Raw genomic sequence first — 24082 nt, forward strand, 5'->3', positions numbered from 1 at the left:
TCGAGGGACCTGATCCGCGAGCGCAATCCGGACGAAGAATTTCAATCGAGGCGCGGACAACGGTCCGAGCCGCGCCGGGCAGGGTTTGCCAAGAAAGGCACGCCAAGCCCGCAATTCAGAGAGGGTTACCATGCTGATCTCACAGATCCTCGACGACGCCGAGACGATCCGCGTCGTTGCCCGCAACGGCGGCAAGACCCGCGTCATCAACGGCGCGCGCAGCGTCTATTCGCTGGCGATGGAAGCCGCGCGCACCGGCAGCGGGCTTGTCGCCTTGATCGAGCGCAAGGGCTTCGGCGAAACCATCGATCTGGACGCAGCCTACAAGAAGGGACGACTGCTGTCGCCGATCAACCATCCCGATCCGGCGCATCTCCATCTCACCGGCACCGGGCTGACGCATCTCGGCTCCGCCGCGACCCGCGATTCCATGCACAAGAAGCTCAGCACGGACGGCGAGGAACAGCTGACCGATTCCATGAAGATGTTCCGCATGGGGCTTGAGGGCGGCAAGCCGGCGAAGGGCCAGATCGGCGTGCAGCCGGAATGGTTCTACAAGGGCAACGGCACCATGGCGGTCGCGCCCGGTGCGGCGCTTATGTCGCCGGCCTTCGCCCAGGATGCCGGCGAGGAGCCGGAGATCGCCGGGATCTATGTGATCGGCGACGACGGCGCCCCGTTCCGCGTCGGCTTCACCCTGTCGAACGAGTTTTCCGACCACGTCACCGAGCGTGTAAACTATCTCTTCCTCGCCCATTCCAAGCTGCGCAACGCTTCGTTCGGCCCGGAGATCCTGATCGGCGACCTGCCGTCCGATATCCGCGGCGCTTCACGCATCCTGCGCGACGGCAAGCTGCTTTGGGAAAAGCCGTTCCTGTCGGGCGAGGCGAACATGTCGCACACCATTGGCAATCTCGAGCATCACCACTTCAAATACTCGGCCTTCCGCCAGCCGGGTGATGTGCATGTACACATGTTCGGCACGGCGACGCTGTCCTTCGCCGACGGCATCAGGACCGAGGCCGGTGACGTATTTGAAATCGAGGCGCAGGATTTCGGCCTGCCGCTGCGCAACCCGCTTGAAATCGAGCAGCCGGTGAAGGTGGCGGTGAAGGCGTTGTAAACTGGTGACAGAATTGAGGAACGAAAATGAACGGCCTGCGGATTGGCACTGTGTCCCTAAGTTTAGTCCTGTTCCTCGCCTTTTTCTCCCCGTCGGCTTACAGCGCCGGACAACGCAGCGCAAAATCCTATCGCGAAGCCCGGATGTCGATGACTAACCGGCTTCTGGCCACCGGCTATTCGAAATCGCAAGTGAGCTTTCTGATGCGCAACGCGGATCGCATGACGTCCGCACTCCGCGCTGACAGACTGAACGACAATGGCAGAGCCTGCGGTATCGACTCCGCCAGAGCCCATGTGCTGGGATGTCTCGGCAAGCAGTTGTTCCCCTTGCAGTCCAGCTCAAGCGCCTCACTTGACGACGAGAAGCAAACCAGAGGATTTTGGGGGAAGAAGCGATTGGCAGTGCGAGAACTGCTCTTTGTCGGTCAGTTTCATGGCTGCCTTGGCGCCGCGAAAGAATATCTGTTTCGCGGCTGACGGCTTGCGAACAAGATCATCGCGCGGCGCGGAAATGCTTGGACAGTTTCAGACCCTGCGCCTGATAGTTCGAGCCGAGATCTGTGCCGTAGAGCGCCTGCGGCCGTTTCAGCATGTGCTCGTAGACCAACCGTCCGACGATCTGGCCGTGGTCGAGGATGAACGGCACTTCGTGGCTACGCACCTCGAGCACCGCCCGGCTGCCGGTGCCGCCCGACGCCGAATGGCCGAAACCCGGGTCGAAGAAACCGGCATAATGGACGCGGAACTCGCCGACCAGCGGGTCGAAAGGCGTCATTTCGGCGGCGTAGAGTGGCGGCACATGCACCGCCTCGCGCGACACCAGAATATAGAATTCGTCCGGATCGAGCACCAGCTCGCCGGCACCGCTCTTGTAGAGCGGCTCCCAGAAATCGACGACATCCTGCGCGGCGCGCTTGTCGACGTCGACCAGGCCGGTGTGGTGCTTGCCGCGATAGCCGACCAGCCCGTCCTTGTCGCCGTCGAGATCGATCGACAGCGCGATTCCCCCGCCTGAGATGTTGGGTGGTTCGGTGGCGACCAACATTTCGGCGCGGTGCAACTCGTGCAGCTCGCTTTCCGACAAGAGCGCATTGCCGGTGCGGAACCTGATCTGCGACAGCCGCGAGCCGGTCCGCACGACGATCGGGAAAGTGCGCGGGCTGACCTCCAGATAGAGCGGGCCTTCATAGCCGGCAGCGATCTTGTCGAACTCGTGGCCACGGTCGGTCATTACCCGGGTGAAGATATCGAGCCGTCCGGTCGAGCTTTTCGGGTTGGCGGAGGCGGAAATATGGGCGGGCAGCGCCAGGCTTTCGAGCAGCGGCACGATGTAGACGCAGCCGGTTTCCAGCACGGCACCTTCGGCGAGGTTGATCTCGTGCAGCTTCAGCCGGTCGAGCTTGTCGACAACCCTGTGGTCCGGGCCGGGCAAGAAGGAAGCACGCACTCGCCATGCCTTGTCGCCGAGCCTGAGGTCAAGGCTGGCCGGCTGGATCTGATCGGCATCGAGCATGCGCGGCGACTTCAGCGCGCCCGTCTGGAACAGCGCGGAAATATCCTGATCGGGAAGAATGCCTGTCTGCCGCAAGGGTCTGGCTCCGTTCGAACGCCGGGCGAGGTCTTGTTCTGTCGCAGGTCCGACCGTGGACGCCTTTGGCACCTGCTTGGTACAACCCTCTTAATCATGCCGGCAATTGACGCAAGCGTGGCGCGGGTCTAAAGCTCGTTATCCCGTGGTGATTTGGCCGGTCGGCTTGCAGCCACGTTAAACAAGTCGCTAAAGGACCGTCGGGCCGCAAGGCCATATGGACCGGTTGCGACTTTCGCGGCCGGTTTTTTGTTGTTTGGACCAATTTTGGTGTTTGGATGGAATGATGACCAAGAAGCGCGACTGGAAGCCTCAGACCGCACTCGTGCATGCCGGGACGCTGCGTTCCGGCTTTGGCGAGACCTCCGAGGCGATGTATCTCACCCAAGGCTATGTCTACGAGACGGCGCAAGCGGCGGAGGCCCGCTTCAAGGGCGAGGAGCCGGGCTTCATCTATTCGCGCTATGCCAATCCGACGGTCGACATGTTTGAGAAACGCATGTGCGCGCTGGAAGGAGCCGAGGACGCGCGCGCCACGGCATCCGGCATGGCGGCGGTGACGGCAGCACTGCTGTGTAGCGCCAAGGCGGGCGACCATATCGTGGCGGCGCGCGCGCTGTTCGGCTCCTGCCGCTGGGTGATCGAGACGCTGGCGCCGAAATACGGCATTGAGGCAACGCTGGTCGACGGCACCGACATCGCCAATTGGGAAAAGGCGGTCAAGCCAAACACCAAACTGTTTTTCCTGGAAAGCCCTACCAATCCAACGCTGGAGGTAGTCGACATTGCCGCCGTCGCGGCACTTGCCAATTCGATCGGCGCCAGGCTGATCGTCGATAATGTCTTCGCTACGCCCTTGCAGCAGAAACCTCTGCAGCTCGGCGCCCACATCGTCGTCTATTCGGCCACGAAGCATATTGACGGCCAGGGGCGCTGTCTTGGCGGCATCGTTCTGTCGGACAAGAAATGGATCGACGAGAACCTGCATGACTATTTCCGCCACACCGGCCCAAGCCTCTCGCCCTTCAATGCCTGGACGCTGCTGAAAGGCCTGGAGACGCTGCCGCTACGCGTACGCCAGCAGACGGAAAGTGCCGGCCGCATCGCGGATTTCCTGGCCGAGCGCCCGCAAATCGCCCGCGTCATCTATCCCGGCCGCGCCGACCACCCGCAAGCGGCCGTGGTCAAGAAGCAGATGTCGGGCGGCTCGACGCTGATTTGCTTCGATGTGAAGGGCGGCAAGCAGGCGGCCTTTGCCTTCCAGAACACACTCGACGTCGTGCTGATTTCCAACAATCTCGGCGACGCCAAGAGCCTGATCACCCATCCGGCGACGACCACACACAAGAACTTGACTGATGAAGCCCGCGCCGAGCTCGGCATCGGACCGGGAACGCTCAGGCTGTCAGTCGGCCTTGAGGACGCCGACGACCTGCTCGAAGACATCGAGCAGGCACTGAGAGTTGCCGGATAAGGGCTGGCCGAACAGAGGCAGCGGGGACGTGCCGATCAGGCGCCGGACGGGGTCTCTTCCAGCTCCGCGACAGTCTTCGTCTGGATAGTCATCACGTTGCCGCGCCAGTCGATGGCGCCGCTCAGCCATCCGCGCGCCCAAATGACGGGAAGCATCAGGTCTCGTGCCATCATCGCCGGGATCGTGCGCGGCGACAGGTGCCATCCCTTGGTCGAGGCCAAGGCGCATTCCGGCAGGTAGGCCGCGACCAGCACGGCGATGGCGGTTGCCGGCAGGCTGCCGCCGGCGTCAGCCGCGGCGATCAGTGCAAGCACTAGCGGCGGTGCCGCGCCGATCAGGATTTCGGGGGCAAAGAACAGTGCAAAGGTGACGCGGCGCAGCCGCGCCCAGCGCGCCTGCCGCGACCAGATCTCGCCAAGCGTGCGCCGGCCGAGCGGCTGTTCGAAGGGAGAGGCGACAAGATTGACTCGCAGTCCGAGCCCGTTGACCAGCTTGGTCGCGGCGGCGTCCTCGGCGATCTCGGCGGCAAGCGCGCGGATGCCGCCATTGGCATCGAGCATCGGCTTGTTCCACAACATGCTCTTGCCCTGGGCGAAGCCGAGGCCGAGCGCCTCTCCAGCGTACTGCCAGCGTGCCTGCAGCGTGTTGAGAAAGGCGCATTCGACCTCCCCCCAGAAGCCGTCCGGCCGCGAGCCGATCGGCGTCGAACAGACGAGGCCGGTGTCGTGCCGCCACGCCGCCATCAGGTGCTGGACGTAATCGCTTGGCATAAGCACGTTGGAATCGGCAAGGATGACCCAGCGATAATGCGCCGCCTCCCAACCCTTCACGCAATTGTTGAGTTTTGGATTGCCGCTGATGCGGTCGTCACCGATTAGAAGGCGGGCGCGAATAGCTGGAAAGCGCGCCATTGCGGCGGCGATCGGCTTGACCACCGGGTCGTCGGCATGGGCGACGCAGAAGATGAGTTCATAGCGCGGCCAGTCGAGGGAGAAGGCGCGCTCCAGCGTCTCTTCGGCAAACGGCTCGACGCCGCGCGCCGGGATGACGATCGATACCGGCGGCGCGTTGGCCGCGGGCGGTGCAATACTGGCTGGTCGCTTCAGCTTCTGCGAAGCTAACAAGATGCTGGCGAGATTTGAAAGAAGGAGGGCTATGGAAAGGAGGGCGGCTGCGAATGTCGGTTCCATCGAGATCTGGTCACTCCAGAAATGCCGGCCGCATGACAGCCGTTTTCAACAATTCGACAGAACGCTGAGTCGTCCGGCACAAGCCTGCACACCATCATTGTCATGTGTCACTCAAATGACATTGTTTTTCGGCACCTGCGCTTGAGATCGGGCAAGAAGATGCTGCGCATCGTTGACCAAACTGCGCTGAGCATCGAAAGTTCCATCTACATTGCTTTGGAGCAGTTTATGTACAGCGCCGTCACCCGCAACATCGAAGTGCAGGTCAGGCCGTTCTATCTGGAGGATCACTCCGACCCGCCGCAAAACCGCTATGTCTGGGGCTACCAGGTGACCATCGACAATCAGTCGGATGAGTTCGTGCAGCTTCTGTCACGCTACTGGCACATTACCGACGGTACCGGCAAAGTCGAGGAAGTGCGCGGCCCGGGGGTCGTCGGCGAGCAACCCGGACTCAACCCCGGCGACAGCTATCAGTATACGTCTGGATGCCCGCTCTCGACCCCGTCCGGCATCATGGTCGGGCACTACACAATGCGCAACAAGCGGGGCGAGACGTTCGACGTCGCCATCCCCGCCTTCTCGCTCGATTTGCCGGGCACGCGGCGCACCGTCAATTGAGGGCCGTCATCCAGCCGCTGCAAACTCCGCCGGGTCGAAGTCATATTGCTTCGAGCAGAATTCGCAGGCGACGTGAATGCTGCCATCCTCGGTGCTGTCCCTGATCTCCTCGGCGGAAAAGCCTTCGAGAATGCCGCGGATCTTCTCCCTCGAGCATGAGCACTGGTCGGCGACCGGCACGCCGCCGAACACGCGGACGCCATGCTCGTGGAAAAGCCGGTAAAGCAGCCGTTCGGCGCCGATCGTCGGATCGATCAGCTCGGTCGGTTCAATAGTACCAAGCAGCGCCAGCAGCTCCTGCCAGGAATTGTCGGTCGGGTCATGGATTTCCTCACGCGGATCGCCGTCGCCACCGGGAAGGTCGGGTACGCGCATACGCTCCGCCGACTGCGGCAGGAATTGTGCCAGCAGGCCACCGGCCCGCCATTGCTCGCGGGCACCGCCGACGCCGGGTGTCAGAAGCTTGGCAACCGAAAGGCGGAGGTCGGTCGGAATCTGCTCCGACTGGCGGAAATAGGTGCGTGCGGCATCTTCAAGTGTGACACCGTCGAGCTGGACGATGCCCTGGTAGCGTTGCGTGTGAGCGCCCTGGTCGATGGTCAGCGCCAGGACGCCGCTGCCGATCAGCGTCTGCGGTGACGTCTCGCCGGCAGAAGTCAAAGCCTGCAGCCGGTCGGCATCGAAGCGGGCATAAGCGCGCAGCGCGTGCGGCGTGGAGAAATCGGCGACCAGCATGTCGACGGGCCCGTCGGTGCGGGTCTGCAGAATGAACTTGCCCTCGAATTTCAGCGAAGTTCCGAGCAGTACCGTCAGCACACAGGCTTCGGCCAGGAGCCGGGCGACCGGCTCGGGATAGTCGTGGCGGCTGAGAATGGCGTCGAGCATCGGCCCGAGCTGGACGGTGCGGCCGCGCACGTCGAGCGGGCCGACCTCGAACGGCACGACATGATCGTCGCCGGCGTAGCCGAATTCGCCGAGCTTGGGTTTATGTTCAGCCAATTGATGAGTTTCCAACATGACAAAGCTCCGGGGCGCGGCGATGCCGCCCTCCGGGGCGCATGCGACGAGACGCGCTCGATTTGCGTGATGCGCCTGAGATAGGCACCACCCACTCCCGGATCAAGGCGGCCCAGATCAAGGCGGCGCAGATCAGGCCGGCCCGGATCAAGCGCCCAGGCACCAGGCCAGGACCGCCTTCTGGGCATGGAGCCGGTTCTCGGCCTCATCGAACACCACAGAATGCGGTCCGTCGATGACCTCGTCGGTAACCTCCTCACCGCGATGCGCCGGCAGACAGTGCATGAACAGCGCGTCCGGCTTGGCTTTCGCCATCAGTCCCGCATTGACCTGATAGGGCAGGAAGACATTGTGGCCGCGGGCACGGTGCTCCTGGCCCATCGACACCCAGCAGTCGGTGACGATGCAGTCGGCCTCGTGAACGGCCTCCTCGGGCGAGCGGGTGAATTTCAGCTTGCCGCCATTGGCTTTCGACCAGTCGACATGCTTCTGAGCCGGTTCGCTGCCCTCGGGCACGGCGACGTTCAGCTTGAAATGGAACCGCGCAGATGCCTCCAGGAGCGAATGCAGCACGTTGTTGCCGTCGCCGGTCCAGGCGATCGTCTTGCCGGCCACCGGACCGCGGTGCTCTTCGAAGGTCATGATGTCGGCCATCAGCTGGCAGGGATGGGTCTCGTCGGTCAGCCCGTTGATGACGGGGACCGTAGCGTTTTCCGTCAGTTCCAACAGCCGGTCATGCGAGGTGGTGCGGATCATGATGGCATCGACATAGCGCGACAGCACCTTGGCCGTGTCGGCAATGGTCTCCGAGCGGCCAAGCTGCATCTCGGTGCCGGTCAGCATGATCGTCTCGCCACCCAACTGCCGCATGCCGACGTCGAACGATACGCGCGTGCGCGTCGACGGCTTGTCGAAGATCATCGCCAGCACCTTGCCCTCGAGCGGCTTGCTGCGTTCTCCGGCCTTGAGCCTTGCCTTTCGCACAGCTGCGTCGTCGAGCATGAAGCGCAGATCGCCTTCGGAAACGGCAGAAAGATCAGTAAAATGGCGAAGGGACATCAGGAATTCCGGGATTACTTCGCAGCGGCAGCGACGATGGCATCCGCCAGGCTCTTGGCGCCGGCACGAATGCGCTCGAGCGCCTCGTGGATCTCGGCGTCGGTCACGGTGAGAGGCGGCAGCAGGCGGATAACGTTGTCGCCGGCCGGAACCGTCAAGAGATGCTGGTCACGCAGTGCCACCGTGACCTTGGTGTTGGGCATCGCGCATTTAAGCCCAAGCATCAGGCCGGTGCCCCTGATGCTTTCGATAACATCCGGAAATTCGTCGGCGACACCGGCAAGCCCCTGCTTCAACAGCAGCGCCTTGCGCCGGACGTCCTCGAGAAAGCCGTCTTCCAGCACCACGTCGAGCACGGCGTTGCCGACCGCCATCGCCAGCGGATTGCCGCCGAAGGTGGTGCCGTGCACGCCGGCGGTCATGCCGACCGCCGCCTCGTCGGTGGCGAGGCAGGCACCCATCGGGAAGCCGCCGCCGATGCCCTTGGCCACCGCCATCAGGTCGGGGGTGACGCCCGCCCATTCATTCGCGAACAGCTTTCCGGTGCGGCCGACGCCGCATTGGACCTCGTCGAAAATCAGAAGCAGTCCGTGCTGATCGCAGAGCTGCCTGAGCCGCTTCAGCGATTGCGTCGGCACTTGCCTGATGCCGCCCTCGCCTTGCACCGGCTCGATCAGGATCGCCGCGGTTTCAGGCGTGATCGCCTTTTCGGCTGCATCCACATCGTCGAAGCCGACCTGATCGAAGCCGTCGACCTTGGGGCCGAAACCTTCCAGGTATTTGTACTGGCCCCCGGCGGCGATGGTCGCCAGGGTACGGCCGTGGAAGGCGCCTTCGAAGGTGATTGTGCGGTATCGCTCGGGATGGCCTTTGACGAAGTGGTAGCGCCGCGCCGTCTTGATGGCGCATTCGAGCGCCTCTGCGCCGGAATTGGTGAAGAACACCTTGTCGGCGAAGCTGGCGTCGGCCAGCCGCTCGCCGAGCCGGCTCTGTCCCGGAATCTCGTACAGATTGGAGACGTGCCAGAGCTTGGCGGCCTGCTCGGTGAGGGCCGCGACCAAATGCGGATGGCTGTAGCCCAATGAATTGACGGCGATCCCGCCGGCGAAATCGAGATATCGCTCGCCCTTATCGGTGACCAGCCAGGTGCCTTCACCGTGGTCGAAAGCCAGGGGTGCGCGAACAAAGGTCTCGAAAAGCGCCGAACCGCTCATTATATGCGTCTCCGGAACCGGAAAAATCAAAAAGCCGCCAAAGCGGCGGCCCTTGTGGCTTATCGTGTTTTTCGGCCGTGAAGTCAACGAAAAGGTCGCGCAAGGACGTGCGGCAAGCCCTCCAGCATAACGCCGGCTCATAAGCGACCGGGCAAGTTGGGGAAAACCGAAAAAACCGATTCGTGTTGGCCTTGGGACTCTTGTCACCGAGTCAGCGCATAAGGTAATTGTAGTAGAGAAATAACTAGATTTCGTGCGGCGGACCTAATCACCCGATATATGTGGTGTCTGCCCGGCAGAAGCCGGGTCGGGAATGGATTCCGATTGCCGCACGTTTCAGCAGGAGCGCGGTCTCATGAACTGGACTGACGAGCGAGTCGAACTTCTCAGAAAATTGTGGTCGGAGGGCCTCAGCGCCAGCCAGATCGCCGCACAGCTTGGCGGGGTCAGCCGCAATGCCGTCATCGGCAAAGTGCACCGGCTGAAACTGTCCGGTCGCGGACGCACGACCGCCTCACCGGCACGCCAGAAGAAGACGGTACAGGGATCGACGATCCAGAAATCGGTGTCCCGGGCAGCAAGCGCCACGCGCCATGCCACCACGTCGATGTCGATCGGTGCGACCGCGCTCAAGGCGCAGTTCGATGCCGAACCGGTAGCGCGCCACTATATCCGCCCGGTCGAGAACGTCGTCGTGCCGATCTCGCGGCATCTGCAACTCGTCGAGCTGAACGAGCGCACCTGCAAATGGCCGAATGGCGATCCGCTTTCGGAAGATTTCCATTTCTGCGGCAACGACGCCGCCGAAACCGGCCCCTACTGCAAGTACCACGCCCGCGTGGCGTTTCAGCCAGCATCGGAGCGGCGGCGGCATAGATAGGCAGTGGGCAGTAGGGGAGATAGCGCTTCACAAGGGTCGTTTCGCCAACAACTCACTTCCGTATTGCCTATTCCCTACTGGCTACTGCCTATTCCCTTACCCTTACAGCCACCCATTCTTGCGAAACCGCCAGTAAAGAAACGTGCAGATCAGGGCAATTGCGGCCAGGACGGCCGGGTAGCCATATTCCATCCTCAGTTCCGGCATGTCGCTGAAATTCATGCCGTAAATGCCGGCGAGTGCCGTGGGCACGGCCAAGATGGCGGCCCATGAGGCAAGCTTCTTGGAAATCGCCGTCTCCTGGCTTTGACCGACCAGAAGGCTCGCCTCGAAGGCGAAAGCGAGAACCTCACGCAGGCTGTCGATCTTTTCCTGGACAGTGCGGATGTGGTCGGTGACGTCGCGAAACAGCGGATGCATGGCCGTGTGGATTTGCGGCAGATCGGCGCTGGTCAGCCGCCGGCAGACCTCCACCAGCGGCAGAGCAGCGTTGCGCAGGCGCAAGAGATCGCGGCGCAGCATGTAAAGCCGCTCGATATCGGAGCCGGTCATCGGTTTCAGCAGAACCTTGTCCTCGATCGCCTCGACCTCGTTTTCGATCTGCTCGAGCACGGGCATGTAGTTGTCGACGATGAAATCGAGAATGGCGTAGAGGACGAAATCCTCGCCCTTGGCGAGGGAATGCGGACAGCTTTCCCAGTGCTGGCGAACGGCGGCGTAGGAGGTCGACGGGCCATGCCTGACGCTGACGATATAGCCGGCGCCGACGAACAGATGCGTCTCGCCGAAGGTGACACGGCTGTCGATCAACTGCGCCGTGCGGGCAACGATGAACAGGGCATCGCCATATTGCTCGATCTTCGGCCGTTGGTGCGGATGCTCGGCGTCCTCGATCGCCAGCTCATGCAGATGAAATTGCGCCTGGACGCGCAGTAACAAATTGCGGTCGGGCTCCAGCAGTCCGATCCAGACCACGTGGCCCGGCTTCCCGGCCCATTCGCCGGCTTCCTCGATCGGAATGTCGGCGATGCGCCGCCCAGCCGTATAGACGCCGCAAGCGATTATACCCGACATCGGCGGCGCAGGAGCAAACTCGCGGACATATTCCATCGCAGCCTCCTGGAGGCGGGGCCTTCATCGCGGAACTGAGAAGTCAGCGCGTCGAAAGCTTAGCGCAATTTTCTGTCAGGTGGCGAATCCGAAATTCGCATTAGTATCGAGAGACGCTCATTTCGCTGGTTGCGTTGCGGGAAGAATAATCTTGTCCGTCTTGTCGCCCTTCGGACGATCGGCCGGCATCTGGTCGCCGGTGACGATATAGTAGATCGTCTCGGCGATGTTGGTGGCGTGGTCGCCGATGCGCTCGATGTTCTTGGCGCAAAACAGGAGATGCGTGCAGGGCGTGATGTTGCGTGGGTCTTCCATCATGTAAGTCAGCAACTCGCGAAACAGCGAGGTGTACATGGCATCGATCTGGTCGTCGCGGTCGCGCACGAAACCGATTTTTTCCACTGACCGCGATGCGTAGACGTCGAGTACTTCCTTGAGCTGTGTCAGCGCCAGATTAGCCAAAGCCTCGAGGCCGCGGAACAGGCTGCTCGGCTGGCGCCCATCAGCGACAGCAACCACTCGCTTGGCGACGTTCTTGCCGAGGTCGCCTACCCGTTCGAGGTCCGCCGAGATGCGGATCGCACCGACGATCTCGCGCAGATCCGTCGCCATCGGCTGGCGCTTGGCGATGATGATGATCGCCTTATCGTCGATCTCGCGCTGCCCCTCATCCAGAACCAGGTCGTCTCGAATGACTTTCTGGGCAAGTCCCGGATCCGCATTGACCAGTGCCGCGACTGCCTGCTCGACCATGCGCTCGGCATGCCCGCCCATCGCCGCGATGCGCTTCGACAGATATTTCAGCTCCTCGTCATAGGCGCTGACGATGTGCACGGACTGCATGGACCGAATGCCTTCCCGGGATCTTGTGGTTGAGTCGCTCCCTCGAATCCCCGCTGATACGCTAGCCGGATGACAGAAAAAAGAAACGGCCCATCATGGGCTAGAGATAGTACTGCGTCAGCGAACCGACAAATGGACGGTGAACGCCGCACCCTTGCCGACTTCCGACCAGATGGAGAGCCTGGCGTTGTGCCGGGTCAGGATATGCTTGACGATGGACAGGCCAAGGCCGGTGCCCTTCTGGGTCCGGCTGTTCTCGACGTCGACGCGGTAGAAGCGCTCGGTGATGCGCGGGATGTGTTCTTCGGGAATGCCGGGGCCGAAATCCCTTATAGTGACGTCGATCCCCGGTTCGGTATCGCTGTCGCTGCGTGTGATCGACACCACGACGCGTCCGCCCGACTGACCATATTTGCAGGCGTTTTCCAGGAGGTTTTCGAAGACCTGGAAAAGCTCGTCCCGATCGCCGGGCACGTCGAGCGGCCCTTCCGCGAAATCACGCTCGATGACGACGCCGTTTTCCTTTGCGAGCGGCCCAAGCGAATCGATGACGCTGTCGATGGCCTGGCGCAGATCGACCTCGGTTCCCAGCTTGAGATAGGGCTTCATCTCCAGCCGTGACAGCGACAGAAGGTCGTCGATGAGGCGCGCCATGCGGCTGGTCTGGTTCTGCATGATCTGCAGGAACTGCTCGCGTGCCGCAGGGTCGTTGCGGGCCGGCCCGCGCAGCGTCTCGATGAAGCCGGCAATCGAGGCGAGAGGCGTGCGCAGCTCGTGGCTGGCATTGGCAATGAAGTCGGCGCGCATTCTGTCGATCCGGCGCGCTTCGCTCTGGTCCTTGAACACCAGCACGTAGAGATCCGTGGCGTGACCGACAGAAGACGCGCTCACCCGATAGGCTCGTTCGACCGGCAGCCTTTCTATGTAGTCGACGCTGTCCGAGGCGACGTTGCCTGCCAAGATATTATCCAGCAAGGACTGCATTTCCGGCGCGCGGAATTTCAGCGACAGCGACATGCCGGGGGCAATCCCGCCAAAGGCTGCAAAGGCGGCGGCGTTGGCATGGACGATGGCGGCGGAACGATCGAAAATGATCAGCGGATCGGCAACCGCTGCCGCGAGATATTCGCCGGAAAGTTGTTGCAAGCCGCTCGCCTCGACGGCCGCGGCATTTTCGGTCGATTGACGGGCGACGCCGGCCGGCAGTATCGCCGCGGCAACCAGCACGGCGCCTGCCAGCAGCACCACATAGCCAGACATGCCGGCAAAACCATAAACGATCAGAACCGCAACGAAGCCGGCCGCGAGCAGCCAGCGGCTGTTCCACAGCCGCATCGCGACGGCTTGCGCTCTGCCTTTCCGCTCTGTGCCGATATCGGCCATTTGCGCTCCGTCGCCTGCGCTCCGTGTGCGGCCAACGCTCAATAACTTCCTGCTGAACCGACGCTAGAGCGCCCTGCGTCCAATTGGGCGCAGAAAGGACGCTCTACCGCTTTATCTGCTGCATCGTTCTTTCCGAAAATCGATTCCGATATTCGGGCCGATGCAGTAAGGCTTCCAATAGCATGAGTCCGGAGGCTGGAAAGGTTCGTCTCGATGAAAAACGCCAAGGAAAGCCCCGCTGCAGCTTCATCGGGGCCGCTGAAGATCATGATCGACGGCAAGGAGCGGGAGTTCGACATCGAGGCCCCGACGCTTCCCGACTGGATCGAGGACCGCAAGCTCACCGCCGGCGGCTACCCTTACGACAAGAAAATGAAGGGCGAGGAGTATGACGAGAGGTTAGAGAAGCTGCAGATCGAGCTGGTCAAGGCGCAGGCGTGGCTGCAGTCGACAGGCAAGCGGGTAATGTCGCTGTTTGAGGGGCGCGACGCTGCCGGCAAGGGCGGCACGATCTTCGTTTTGCGCCAGTATCTGAACCCTCGCACGGCGCGCAACGTGGCGCTGACCAAGCCAACACCCACCGAGCTTGGACAATGGTACTTCCAGCGTTACGTCGACCACTTCCCGACGTCGGGCGAATTCGTCACCTTCGACCGCTCCTGGTACAACCGCGCCGGTGTTGAACCGGTGATGGGATTCTGCACGCCCGAGCAGCACGAGCGATTTCTGGACGAGGTTCCGCATTTCGAGCGGATGATCCGCAACGAAGGCATCCATTTCTTCAAATTCTGGCTGAACATCAGTCGGGAAACACAGCTCGAGCGGTTCCACGACCGTCGCTGGAGCCCGCTGAAGAGCTGGAAGTTTTCGCCGATCGACATCGCCGGCATCACCAAATGGGACGACTACACCAAGGCGCGCGATCTGATGGTCGAACGCACGCACAAGGAGTTCGCGCCCTGGATCATTGTGCGGGCGAACGACAAACGGCGCGCGCGGCTGGCCGTTATGCAGCGCATTCTCCTGTCGCTTCCCTATGACGGCCGCGATCTCGACGCCATCGGCAAGGTGGACAAGAAGATCATCGGCGAAGGAACGACTTTCCTCGAAAAATAAGCTCACCTCATCGATACGCGGCTGTCATGCCGCCAGCCGCGCAATCCGCTGCAGTCGCTTCAGCGTAGTGTCGTCCTGCAGCGCCTGCTGGAAAAGCGAGATCTCCTGGTCGATGCGGTCGCAGAGCGCGCCGGTGTCGCCCCTAAGCAGGTCGCGCGTCTGCTGCAGCGCCGCGACAGGCTTCTTGGCGAGTTGCCTGGCTCTTGCCAACGTGGCTTCCTCGACGCTGGCGTCCGTCACGATCTCGCCGACAAGGCCCAGTGCCCTGGCATCTTCGGCGGCGAGCGTGTCGCCCAGGCAGAAGAAACGGAACGCCCCGGCATAGCCGAGCTTCTGCGGCGCCAGGATGCTGGTCGCCGCGTCCGGCACCAGGCCGAAATCGACGAACGGCACCCGAAACGTGCTCTTGCTCGAGGCGATCACCATGTCGCAGTGGAACAGGATGGTGCAGCCGACGCCGACGGCGTCGCCGTCGACACAGGCAAGGACCGGTTTCGGGAACGTCGCCAGCGTGCGGAACATATCGGTGACGGCGTCGATCAGTCGCCGATGTTTGGTGGCGTCGAGAAATTCGGAGAAATCGGCGCCGAGGCAGAAGCACCCGGCCAGGCCGCGCAGGACCACGACGCGGACGTCGTCGTCGGCAGCGGCTTCATGGAATGTCCTGGCCAGGCTTTCATAGGCCCGCCTGTCCAGCACCGGGCGGCCGTCACCCGACGACACCGTGACGATCAGCGTGTGATTGCGGAATTCTGCTTTTGAGTGAACGTTCATGGCCTCTCTCCAATCTCACGAGGCGCGTCTCTGTCCGAGCATGTCCGGGTACCCTCTGGCCAGCACCGGCGCAAAGTGGTTGCGGCGCGAACGCACCACGTCGAGCGTGTGCTCGTTGAAGGTGAGCAGTGTGGCAACCACCTGCTGGTTGCCATAGGTACGCTGGTAACCGAGCGGCGTTGCCAGGAAATGCAGCTGCAGCGCGCGAAGCACCCACATCGGCTCGAATTCGATGATCACCTGGTTGACGTTGCGCTTCAGACCCCACTCGACGAAGCCAGCGATCAGCTCCGTGCCCACCGTCGACACGCCGCGCCGGCCGTCGCGGAACCCCGGTGCAACCGCATAGCGGGTCAGTTCGTAGACATTCGGGCCCGACGGTGGGGTTCCCTCATAAAGGTCCGCCAGCACATCGGTTAGAAGATGTGCCCGAGTCGTCGGCAACATCCGCTGGTAACCGGCGAGCTCGCCATTGCGGATGACGATCTGGTGCACTGCCTCGTCGTGGTCGAATTGATCGATCTCGAGGCCGTCAGGGCGCTGCAGATCGGTCCATCCCATCTCTTCGACGAAAACTCTGTAACGCAAACGATGAACTGCCTCCCAGAGGTCGGGCCGTTCCATCAATTCCTGGGTCGTGAGGGAAAAAAGCATTTGCCGTCTCCTAGTTTCAATAGGAAGATACGGCCGTGCTCCCCCGAAAAAATTACGCGATCGCGTAGGCAAGAATTTCTAGGCCGGCGCGGCCGACCTAGTTAATATAGCCGCGCCTTATCGCTTCCGCGACGGCCTGGACCCGGTTGACGGCACCGAGTTTGCTTTTGGCGTTAAGAAGGTGTTTCTCTGATGTGTGTTCCGAAATGCCGAGAATTTGTGAAATCTCCCATTCGGACTTGCCAACGGCGGCCCATTGCAGGCATTCGCGCTCACGCGGCGTCAATTCGACATGGTCGATGGTTTTGCCAGCCATAGTGTGGAGCTGCATGGCGCGGCCAATCGCATAAGTCGAGACAAGCGACACCAGCCCAAACTCGGCGCCCGACAATTCGACAGCCTCGCCGCCCAGCGACACCATGACGATCTGGCCATCGAGCGTGATCAGCGGGAAGGCCAACCCGTCGCGCAGCTTGAATTCGCCGGCATCGCCCATCACCTCGCCGCCGCTCTTGCCGATGCGGATGCCCTGAGACGCTTCCCGCCACTGGAATGGCGCTTGAAGCTGCTTCATGTGACTGACGACGGGGTCGTGATCGACGTAGTTGCGCGCGACGTAGCGCTCAAGCCATTCAGCCGGCCAGTCGCAAAGCAGCACATGGTCCTTTTGCTGGTTTCTCGGCGTGCCAGGTTGCGGAACCGTCCCGGCCATCAGCGCCGTCAGCCCGAACCCGCTTGTTACCCCCAGCAGCTTTTCGCAGACGGCGGCCGCTGTGCCGGCGTGCTGCAACTGATCTATCAGTTCCAGGGTACGATCGAAATGACCCATCGCAACATCTACCCCATGTTGCCTTCCGCTCTTGAGGCCAATGGCAGTGATCAACCCGCACCACGCCATCAACCCCGGACTGCAAAGCTGCTTCCCCTGTGCGTCCTACTGCTCCTCTTCAGCCGGCATCACGCAGTCATTTGCAAACTCACTAAACAATATCCCTAAATCGTCACGATGAAACCAAAAACCGTTGTACCTGTGTTATTTTCGTACAAAAACCTGTGTTATTTCGTACTAAAGCCGGGGCAAGACCGGACGGAGTCGTCGCGTGGCGTTTCGGCGCATATCCATTTCATTGATTTCGATATTGATCGGGGCGCAATCGCTTGCGGCTGATGCGCTCGCCGCGGAGCCGCAGGTGCCGGTGTTTTGGGACGCCAAGGAGCGGCTGCCAAAGCCGGACCTTTCGATGCTGCCGCGGCTGCGATTCCTGACCACCACGGATTTCCCGCCATTCAATTTCCTCGATGGGGCAGGCCGGCTGTCGGGCTTCCATGTCGACCTGGCGCGCGCCATCTGCGCCGAGCTCGGCATTGCCGAAAAATGCCAGATCCAGGCGCTGCCCTGGGCCGAGCTCGAAGGTGCGCTCGGGAAAGACGAAGGCGAAGCGATCATTGCCGGCATCGCCGCGACGCCGGAGTCGCGGTCGAAATACGCATTCTCACGCCCCTACCTGCAATTTCCGGCACGCTTCATCATGCTGAAGACACAGGCGTTGACCGAACCAATGTTCGACAGGCTGCGCAGCAAACGTGTCGGCGTGATCGCCGGTTCCGCGCATGAGCGGATGCTGCGCACTTATTTCGGCGACGTCCAAATCGTCCCCGTCGCAAAGCCGGAGGAGCTTTATGGCAGGCTTAAAGCCGGCAAGATCGACGCCGCCTTCGGCGACGGCATGCGTTTCGCGTTCTGGCTCGGCGGCTCCGATGCGGCTGGCTGTTGCCGCTTTGCCGGCGGCCCCTATCTGGCGCCCGAATACCTTGGCTCAGGCATGGTAATCGCCACCAGGGCCGACGATCCGGCACTGGCGGCCGCATTCGACTACGCGCTGCAGGAAATTTCGGTGAAAGGTACGTTCGCCGAGTTTTATCTTCGCTATTTTCCGGTCAGCTTTTTCTGACTGCCGGCTCAGGTCAGCGTGCGAAGGCGCGCCTTGGCGGCTCGCGCGATGGCGGCGACCGTCAGCGCATCGAGATCGAGTTCCCGGCGGACGAGCTGCAGCACGCGCACCTCCTCCAGGCGCATTTCGAGATCGACGGCCGCAACCTCGAAGGCGGCGGCATAGGCGGTATCACGCAAGCGTTCCGGAAGCGCCTCGGCGACACGCGCCAGGACGCCCTCCAGCCCGTCCTTTTCCTGCAGCATTTCCTGGCAGGCCTGAGCGACATCGACCAGCCGCTCCTGGTTGAAATCCTCAAACACCGGCCAGGATCGAACGACGTCGCCGATCCGCGCCAGTTCGATGTCGGTCATGTCGCGGTCCGACGCCGAAGTGATGACCATCAGGTAGATCATGGCTTCGTGTGGCGACAATGGCATTTACAACTCCTTGAGATGGGTCCCGAAGTTAGGAACGAGAGACCGGCGCCGCAAGGAAAAACAGCCGCCATCGTTGGCGCTCCGGTCACGCCTTGGAACTTGATCCATCCCGACTAATTGGGACGGGAGCTCTTAATCTTCTTGCCTGATCGCGGTCCTGCCCTGAAACCGGGTTCCACTTTTCGGGATCATGGTCTAGAGCATGCGGCTGCCGGCATGGATGCCGGCAAGTTGCAGGAATAGCATCATGGCCGAACAACAGCCGATCGATCTCAGTCCGGAAGTCCTCACCGCCGCCGCCGAAAGCAAGGCGTGGCCGTTCGAGGAAGCGAAAAAGATCGTCGCTCGCTACGCGATCGGCGGCTACCCGGAAACGGTGCTGTTTGAGACCGGCTACGGCCCGTCCGGCCTGCCGCATATCGGCACGTTCGGCGAGGTGGCGCGCACATCTATGGTGCGCCACGCCTTCCGCGTGCTGACCGAAGACAAGGTCAAGACGCGACTGCTGTGCTTCTCCGACGACATGGACGGATTGCGCAAGGTGCCGGACAATGTGCCTAACAAGGACATGCTGCGCGCCTATCTCGGCAAGCCGCTGACCAGGATACCGGACCCTTTCTCCAATGAGTATCCGTCGTTCGGCGCCGCCAATAACGCACGGCTGCGCGCTTTCCTCGACCGTTTCGGCTTCGATTACGAATTCGCTTCCTCGACCGACTATTATACTTCCGGCCGCTTCGACGCGACGCTGCTCAAGATGCTCGAGCGCTTTGATAACGTGATGGCAATTATGCTGCCGTCGCTGCGCGAGGAACGGGCGCTGAGTTATTCGCCCTTCCTGCCGATCCATCCCAAGACCGGGATCGTCATGCAAGTCGCGATCGACGAGCGCAAGCTCGGCGCCGGCACCATCGTGTGGCGCGATCCGGACACCGGCGAGCGCTTCGAGACGCCGGTGACCGGCGGTCATGCCAAGCTGCAATGGAAGCCCGATTGGGCGATGCGCTGGGCAGCACTCGGCGTCGATTACGAGATGTCCGGCAAGGATCTGATCGATTCCGTCAAGCTCGCCGGGCAGATTTGCCGCGCGCTCGATGCTCCGGCGCCGGAGGGCTTCAATTATGAGCTGTTCCTCGATGAGCACGGCCAGAAGATCTCGAAGTCGAAGGGCAATGGGCTAACCATCGACGAGTGGCTAACTTACGCGCCGACCGAGAGTCTTAGCCTTTATATGTTCCAGCGCCCGCGAACCGCGAAGAAGCTTTATTTCGACGTTATCCCGAAGGCAGTGGACGAGTATTATACGTTCCTCTCTGCCTATCAGAGGCAGGACTGGAAGGAGCGGCTGGGCAATCCGGTCTGGCACATGCATGACGGCAATCCCCCGGCAGTCGACCTGCCGGTTCCGTTCTCGCTGCTGCTCAACCTGGTCAGCGCCTCGAATGCCCAAAACAGGAGCGTGCTGTGGGGTTTCATTTCGCGCCACGCGCCGGGTGTGACGCCGACGAGCCATCCCGAGCTCGACCGGCTGGCAGAATATGCCATCCGCTATTTCGACGATTTCGTGAGGCCGGCGAAAGTGTACCGTGCTGCCGACACGGTCGAGCGCGAGGCGCTGACCAAGCTTTCGGAAGCGCTCGCCGCGCTGCCGGCTGATGCCGACAGCGAGGCAATCCAGAACGCCGCCCTCAATGTTGCGCGCAAGATCGAGCGCTACCAGGATCATTCCAAGCAGAGCCCGGAGGGCGGACCCGGTGTCTCCGTCGCCTTCTTCCAGATGATCTATCAGGTGCTGATAGGTCAGGAACGCGGGCCGCGCTTCGGCTCCTTCGCCGCGCTCTACGGCATCGCCGAAACGCGCGAGCTCATTCAGCGGGCGCTGGCTGGTCAGCTGGCGGCGTGAGGGCGCCGTCCTGCTCCTCCAGGATCGAGCTAGGCGCTACAGGCGCGGATCGCGACGCAGCAGCCGGGAGCGGCGGCAGGCGTGAAACGCTCGGCGCCGGCCCGAAGACGCCTTTTTTTGCTGCACGCGCCTTCTCGCCGGCTTCTACGTAAGGGCCGCCCGTAGCGGCGCGCGCCCAGCCATTTTCGACCAGCCATTGGCCGATATCCTGATTGCCGATCCGGCACTCGGCGGCGATCAGATCACGACCGCCTTCGGGCGGCACGGCACAGACCACCGCACGACTGCGGAGAAAGGCGCGGAAGGCCGTTCGCGCCCGAATGCCGCAATTCCAGGACTCGCCGCCGTCGGTGCAAGTCTCCTCCTGCTTGACGATGTCGATACCGGAAACCGCAATCGAATAGCCCTTTGCTTCGATGACCCCGGCGGCCGGCGCGATGGGCTGGAATAGTTTCGTGCCTTTCCAGTCGTCGGGCATTTTCGTTTTTGGCGGCTTGGGCGGTCCGGCCAATGCCAGATCGCTCAACGGGGCGCGCGGCTCTATCCGTTCAAGCTCGTTGGAACCGAGCTGCGGCGGCACCACGATTTCTGGATCGATTGCCCTCGAATGCGCCGCCTGCTTGGCCGGCACTGGTTTCGGGATGGCCGACGTAGCCGGCGCGGCGGGCTGCGGTTCAGCGCCGACCTGGATTTGCTCCCAGGCGCCGCCGCCTTCGCTCTGGACGGCGCGGCCGCCGGCGACAATTGCCGTGGCCATCGCCGGGATCGCCAGAACAGCCAAGGCAAGGTGAGGCAGACGCACCGGCCCCGCGCCTACTGGCTTGCCCAGACAATCCGCGCCACCCATTCGACATCGCCCATGGGGATGTCGCGGTCCGGGTGATCGGGATTGAGGGAGACCAGCGCGATCGACTTCGGTGTCTGGCGGTCGAGCACCTTAGCCATCACCTCGCCGGCATTTGTCTTGACGACGACGCGATCGCCCTTTCGTATGGTAGCTCCCGGCTCGACGATCAGGACATCGCCATTGCGGTAGAGCGGCAGCATGGAATCGCCCTGGACCTTCAACGCATAGGAGGTTTCGGTTGCCCGTGCCGGCAGTTCGATCAGGTCCCATCCCTGCCCCGCCGGAAAACCGGCGTCGTCGAAGAAGCCACCGGCGCCGGCCTGGGCGAAGCCAAGCAGCGGCACCGACGATTTCTGCACGGGCAGTGCGCCGGAATTACCCCGGCCTTCGACCAGCCCTGCAAATTCATCCAGCGAGGCGCCGGTCGCCTCGATGATCTTGGCCAGCGATTCGGTCGACGGCCAGCGCGGCCGCCCATCTGAGGACAGCCGCTTCGATTTGTTGAAGGCGGTCGAGTCGAGCCCAGCGCGCCTGGCAAGGCCGGAGGCCGAAAGCGAATAACGCTCGGCAAGAGCGTCGATGGCGGCCCAAACGCGGTCGTGCGAGAGCACCTTGCTCTCCTTCGAAACAGGAAAAAATACCTTCGCTGTTCTACCCCTTGGCCGCCATCTTGTCCACCGCCGGAGACGGCGTCAGGCCGCCTCCTTGGCCTCGTTCCTGGTATAGGGATCGAAGCGCTCGTAGAAGGTCTCGCCCTTCTCGGCCATGTCGAGCAGCAGCTTCGGCGCCTTGAACTCGGCGCCGTATTTCTTCTGCAGGCGCTTGGCGAGTTTGACGAATTTCTTCGCGCCGATGCCGTCGATGTAGGACAGTGCACCGCCTGTATAAGGTGCGAAGCCGAAGGCCAGGATCGAGCCGACATCGGCCTCGCGTGGGTCGGTAACGATGCCCTCTTCCATCACCCGTACCGCCTCAAGCGCGATGGTGACCAGCAGCCGCTGCTTCAGTTCCTCATAGTCGACCTGCTCCGGCGACAGCTGCGGGTAGAGGTCCCTGAGGCCTGGCCACAGCTTCTTCTTTGCCGGTTTTGCCGGATAGTCATAGAAGCCCTTGCTGTTCTTACGGCCCAAGCGGCCATGCGTGTCGACCATCGTGTTGATCAGCGCCATCTGCTTCGGATCGACCGCCTTGTCGCCGAGGTCGCGCATGGTCTGCTTCATGATCTTCTGGGCAAGGTCGATCGCCGTCTCGTCGGTCAACGCCAGAGGACCGACCGGCATGCCAGCGGCTTTCGCCGCATTCTCGATCATCGGCGCCGGAACACCTTCGATCAGCATCTTGTAGGCTTCCGACATGTAGCGCAGTACGCAGCGATTGACGTAAAAACCGCGCGTATCGTTGACGACGATCGGCGTCTTCTTGATGGCGCCGACAAAGTCGATCGCGGTGGCCAGCGCCTTGTCGCCGGTTTTCTTGCCGAGGATGATCTCGACCAGCATCATCTTGTCGACCGGCGAGAAGAAGTGGATGCCGATGAAATTCTTCGGCCGCGCCGAATTCCTGGCCAGCGATGTAATCGGTATGGTCGACGTATTCGAGGCGAAGATCGCCGACGGCTTGAGTACAGCCTCGGCCTGTTCGGTGGCATCCTTCTTGACGGCCGAGTCCTCGAACACCGCCTCGACCACAAGATCGCAGCCGGCAAGATCCGCGTAATCGGCTGTTGGCGTGATCAGCGACAGCAACCGATCCTTATCCTGCGGCTTGGCACGGCCCTTCTTCACCTGATCCGAGATCAGGGTCTCGGAATGCGCCTTGCCCTTGGTGGCGGACTCCATGTCGCGGTCGAGCAGCACCACCGGAATGCCGGCCTTGGCCGTTACATAGGCGATCCCGGCGCCCATGAAGCCGGCGCCGAGCACGCCGATCTTCTTGAACGTCGTTTCCGGCACACCAGCTGGGCGGCGAGCGCCCTTGTTCAGTTCCTGCAGCGACACGAACAATGAGCGGATCATCGCCGCCGCTTCCCTGGTCTGCATGATCTCGGTGAAGTAGCGTTGCTCGATCCGCAAGGCGGTATCGAACGGCACCAGCAGGCCCTCGTAGACGCATTTCAGGATGGCGGCGGCAGCGGGATAATTGCCATAGGTCTCGCGGCGCAGAATGGCGATAGCCGGCGGCCACAGATTGGCACCTGCCACCGAATAGATCGGAGCGCCGGGCAGCTTGAAGCCCTTTTCATCCCATGGCGCCACCGGTTTCAAGCCGTTCTTGATCATCGCCTTGGCAGTTTCGACCAGCTTGTCCGCCTCGGCGATCTCATGGATCAAGCCCATTGACTTGGCCTTCTGCGGCGACAGCGTCTGGCCGGACGTCAGCATTTGCAGCGCCTGCTGCTGGTCGGTCAGCCGCGGCACGCGCTGGGTGCCGCCGGCGCCTGGAAAAATGCCGATCTTCACTTCCGGAAGCGCCATCCTCACCTGGTCGGAATCGGCCGCGACACGGCCATGGCAGGCGAGCGACAATTCGAACGCGCCGCCCATGCAGGTGCCGTTGATCGCCGAAACCCACGGCTTGCCCGACGTTTCCAGTTTACGGAACAGGCCATTCATAGCGCCCGCCTTGTCGAACAGCGCCTTGGTCGCCTTCTCCGGGTCCTTCGCCTTATCGGCGGCGAAGCTCGCCAGCATCTTCTGCAGCATGGTGATATCGGCGCCGCCCGAGAACGTATCCTTGCCGGAGGTGATCACCGCGCCCTTTATCACTGCATCGCTTGCCACTTTGTCGACGATGGCGTTCAGTTCGCGCATCACCTCCTCGGTGAAGACGTTCATCGAACGGTCCGGCATGTTCCAGGTGACCAGCGCAATGCCGTCGGCGTCGATGTCGAGGGTGAAATTGGCGTAGCTCATC

Annotated in this window: 23 protein-coding genes and 1 riboswitch; of the genes, 8 read left to right on the plus strand and 15 right to left on the minus strand. The window is 62.1% G+C overall.

Features of this window, described 5'->3' with window-relative positions; genetic code table 11:
* Positions 1–130 precede the first annotated feature (130 nt).
* Positions 131–1123, plus strand: coding sequence for an AraD1 family protein (gene araD1 / locus NKH17_RS01890; RefSeq protein WP_254816336.1), 993 nt, complete (start codon positions 131–133; stop codon positions 1121–1123).
* 26 nt (positions 1124–1149) lie between these two features.
* Entirely contained in the window at positions 1150–1602 is a 453-nt protein-coding gene (locus tag NKH17_RS01895; RefSeq protein ID WP_352898497.1) for a hypothetical protein, read from the plus strand.
* 16 nt (positions 1603–1618) lie between these two features.
* Here NKH17_RS01895 and NKH17_RS01900 read toward each other — a convergent pair whose 3' ends face one another.
* Complete coding sequence (locus NKH17_RS01900; RefSeq protein WP_352644314.1) at positions 1619–2713, minus strand: 2'-deoxycytidine 5'-triphosphate deaminase; 1095 nt, start codon at positions 2711–2713, stop codon at positions 1619–1621.
* Between the two features lie 135 nt (positions 2714–2848).
* Positions 2849–2926: riboswitch (SAM riboswitch) on the plus strand.
* Between the two features lie 70 nt (positions 2927–2996).
* Here NKH17_RS01900 and NKH17_RS01905 point away from each other — a divergent pair.
* On the plus strand, positions 2997–4187 hold the full coding sequence (locus tag NKH17_RS01905) for an O-succinylhomoserine sulfhydrylase (RefSeq protein ID WP_254816333.1): 1191 nt from the start codon (positions 2997–2999) through the stop codon (positions 4185–4187).
* A gap of 35 nt (positions 4188–4222) precedes the next feature.
* Here the strand turns inward: NKH17_RS01905 and NKH17_RS01910 are convergent, their stop codons facing one another.
* Positions 4223–5377, minus strand: a complete 1155-nt coding sequence (locus NKH17_RS01910; protein ID WP_352898500.1) for a glycosyltransferase — start codon at positions 5375–5377, stop codon at positions 4223–4225.
* A 228-nt stretch (positions 5378–5605) separates the two neighbouring features.
* Here NKH17_RS01910 and apaG point away from each other — a divergent pair, with 228 nt between their 5' ends.
* Positions 5606–5998 carry a Co2+/Mg2+ efflux facilitator ApaG/CorD gene (gene apaG / locus NKH17_RS01915; protein ID WP_254816331.1) on the plus strand — a complete coding sequence of 131 codons (393 nt, stop codon included), beginning with the start codon at positions 5606–5608 and terminating at the stop codon, positions 5996–5998.
* Between the two features lie 6 nt (positions 5999–6004).
* Here the strand turns inward: apaG and NKH17_RS01920 are convergent, their stop codons facing one another.
* The 3 genes from NKH17_RS01920 to NKH17_RS01930 form a co-directional block, all read right to left on the minus strand.
* Positions 6005–7015, minus strand: coding sequence for an Hsp33 family molecular chaperone (locus NKH17_RS01920; protein WP_352898501.1), 1011 nt, complete (start codon positions 7013–7015; stop codon positions 6005–6007).
* Between the two features lie 147 nt (positions 7016–7162).
* Positions 7163–8074 carry an ornithine carbamoyltransferase gene (argF, locus tag NKH17_RS01925; protein ID WP_352898504.1) on the minus strand — a complete coding sequence of 304 codons (912 nt, stop codon included), beginning with the start codon at positions 8072–8074 and terminating at the stop codon, positions 7163–7165.
* A gap of 14 nt (positions 8075–8088) precedes the next feature.
* Entirely contained in the window at positions 8089–9288 is a 1200-nt protein-coding gene (locus NKH17_RS01930; protein ID WP_352898506.1) for an aspartate aminotransferase family protein, read from the minus strand.
* A gap of 355 nt (positions 9289–9643) precedes the next feature.
* On the opposite strand from NKH17_RS01930, the gene NKH17_RS01935 reads away from it, so the two are divergent.
* Positions 9644–10168, plus strand: a complete 525-nt coding sequence (locus tag NKH17_RS01935; RefSeq protein ID WP_352475925.1) for a GcrA family cell cycle regulator — start codon at positions 9644–9646, stop codon at positions 10166–10168.
* A gap of 102 nt (positions 10169–10270) precedes the next feature.
* Here NKH17_RS01935 and NKH17_RS01940 read toward each other — a convergent pair whose 3' ends face one another.
* From NKH17_RS01940 to NKH17_RS01950, 3 genes are all read right to left on the minus strand, one after another.
* Entirely contained in the window at positions 10271–11278 is a 1008-nt protein-coding gene (locus NKH17_RS01940; protein ID WP_352898509.1) for a magnesium and cobalt transport protein CorA, read from the minus strand.
* A 117-nt stretch (positions 11279–11395) separates the two neighbouring features.
* Positions 11396–12121: a phosphate signaling complex protein PhoU gene (phoU, locus tag NKH17_RS01945; protein ID WP_254816325.1), complete on the minus strand. Its 726-nt coding sequence runs from the start codon at positions 12119–12121 to the stop codon at positions 11396–11398.
* Positions 12122–12238: 117 nt separating this feature from the next.
* Complete coding sequence (locus NKH17_RS01950) at positions 12239–13504, minus strand: ATP-binding protein (RefSeq protein WP_352898512.1); 1266 nt, start codon at positions 13502–13504, stop codon at positions 12239–12241.
* A 213-nt stretch (positions 13505–13717) separates the two neighbouring features.
* Between NKH17_RS01950 and ppk2 the strand changes: the two genes are divergently transcribed.
* Positions 13718–14620 carry a polyphosphate kinase 2 gene (gene ppk2 / locus NKH17_RS01955; protein WP_352898514.1) on the plus strand — a complete coding sequence of 301 codons (903 nt, stop codon included), beginning with the start codon at positions 13718–13720 and terminating at the stop codon, positions 14618–14620.
* A gap of 24 nt (positions 14621–14644) precedes the next feature.
* On the opposite strand, the gene NKH17_RS01960 is transcribed toward ppk2, so the two are convergent.
* The 3 genes from NKH17_RS01960 to NKH17_RS01970 all read right to left on the minus strand — a co-directional run bounded on the left by NKH17_RS01960 (position 14645) and on the right by NKH17_RS01970 (position 16877).
* On the minus strand, positions 14645–15394 hold the full coding sequence (locus NKH17_RS01960) for an enoyl-CoA hydratase-related protein (RefSeq protein ID WP_352898516.1): 750 nt from the start codon (positions 15392–15394) through the stop codon (positions 14645–14647).
* A 15-nt stretch (positions 15395–15409) separates the two neighbouring features.
* Entirely contained in the window at positions 15410–16048 is a 639-nt protein-coding gene (locus NKH17_RS01965; RefSeq protein WP_023677342.1) for an acyl-homoserine-lactone synthase, read from the minus strand.
* Between the two features lie 97 nt (positions 16049–16145).
* Positions 16146–16877: a helix-turn-helix transcriptional regulator gene (locus NKH17_RS01970; RefSeq protein WP_352898518.1), complete on the minus strand. Its 732-nt coding sequence runs from the start codon at positions 16875–16877 to the stop codon at positions 16146–16148.
* 271 nt (positions 16878–17148) lie between these two features.
* On the opposite strand from NKH17_RS01970, the gene NKH17_RS01975 reads away from it, so the two are divergent.
* Complete coding sequence (locus NKH17_RS01975; protein ID WP_352475931.1) at positions 17149–18000, plus strand: ABC transporter substrate-binding protein; 852 nt, start codon at positions 17149–17151, stop codon at positions 17998–18000.
* An 8-nt stretch (positions 18001–18008) separates the two neighbouring features.
* Here NKH17_RS01975 and NKH17_RS01980 read toward each other — a convergent pair whose 3' ends face one another.
* Positions 18009–18419: a tellurite resistance TerB family protein gene (locus NKH17_RS01980; protein WP_352506179.1), complete on the minus strand. Its 411-nt coding sequence runs from the start codon at positions 18417–18419 to the stop codon at positions 18009–18011.
* A 247-nt stretch (positions 18420–18666) separates the two neighbouring features.
* Between NKH17_RS01980 and NKH17_RS01985 the strand changes: the two genes are divergently transcribed.
* Positions 18667–20322 (plus strand): lysine--tRNA ligase, encoded by a 1656-nt coding sequence (locus tag NKH17_RS01985; RefSeq protein WP_352898521.1) that lies wholly within the window; start codon positions 18667–18669, stop codon positions 20320–20322.
* Here the strand turns inward: NKH17_RS01985 and NKH17_RS01990 are convergent.
* The 3 genes from NKH17_RS01990 to NKH17_RS02000 form a co-directional block, all read right to left on the minus strand.
* Positions 20285–21124, minus strand: coding sequence for a thermonuclease family protein (locus NKH17_RS01990; protein ID WP_352475934.1), 840 nt, complete (start codon positions 21122–21124; stop codon positions 20285–20287). The two genes, NKH17_RS01985 and NKH17_RS01990, sit on opposite strands and share 38 nt — an antisense overlap.
* 11 nt (positions 21125–21135) lie before the next feature.
* Positions 21136–21780 (minus strand): S24 family peptidase, encoded by a 645-nt coding sequence (locus tag NKH17_RS01995; RefSeq protein WP_352475935.1) that lies wholly within the window; start codon positions 21778–21780, stop codon positions 21136–21138.
* Positions 21781–21861: 81 nt separating this feature from the next.
* Entirely contained in the window at positions 21862–24081 is a 2220-nt protein-coding gene (locus NKH17_RS02000; protein WP_352898524.1) for a 3-hydroxyacyl-CoA dehydrogenase NAD-binding domain-containing protein, read from the minus strand.
* Position 24082 lies beyond the last annotated feature (1 nt).

The sequence above is a fragment of the Mesorhizobium sp. M1334 genome, from assembly GCF_040317995.1.
In the GTDB taxonomy this organism is placed as follows: Bacteria; Pseudomonadota; Alphaproteobacteria; order Rhizobiales; family Rhizobiaceae; genus Mesorhizobium.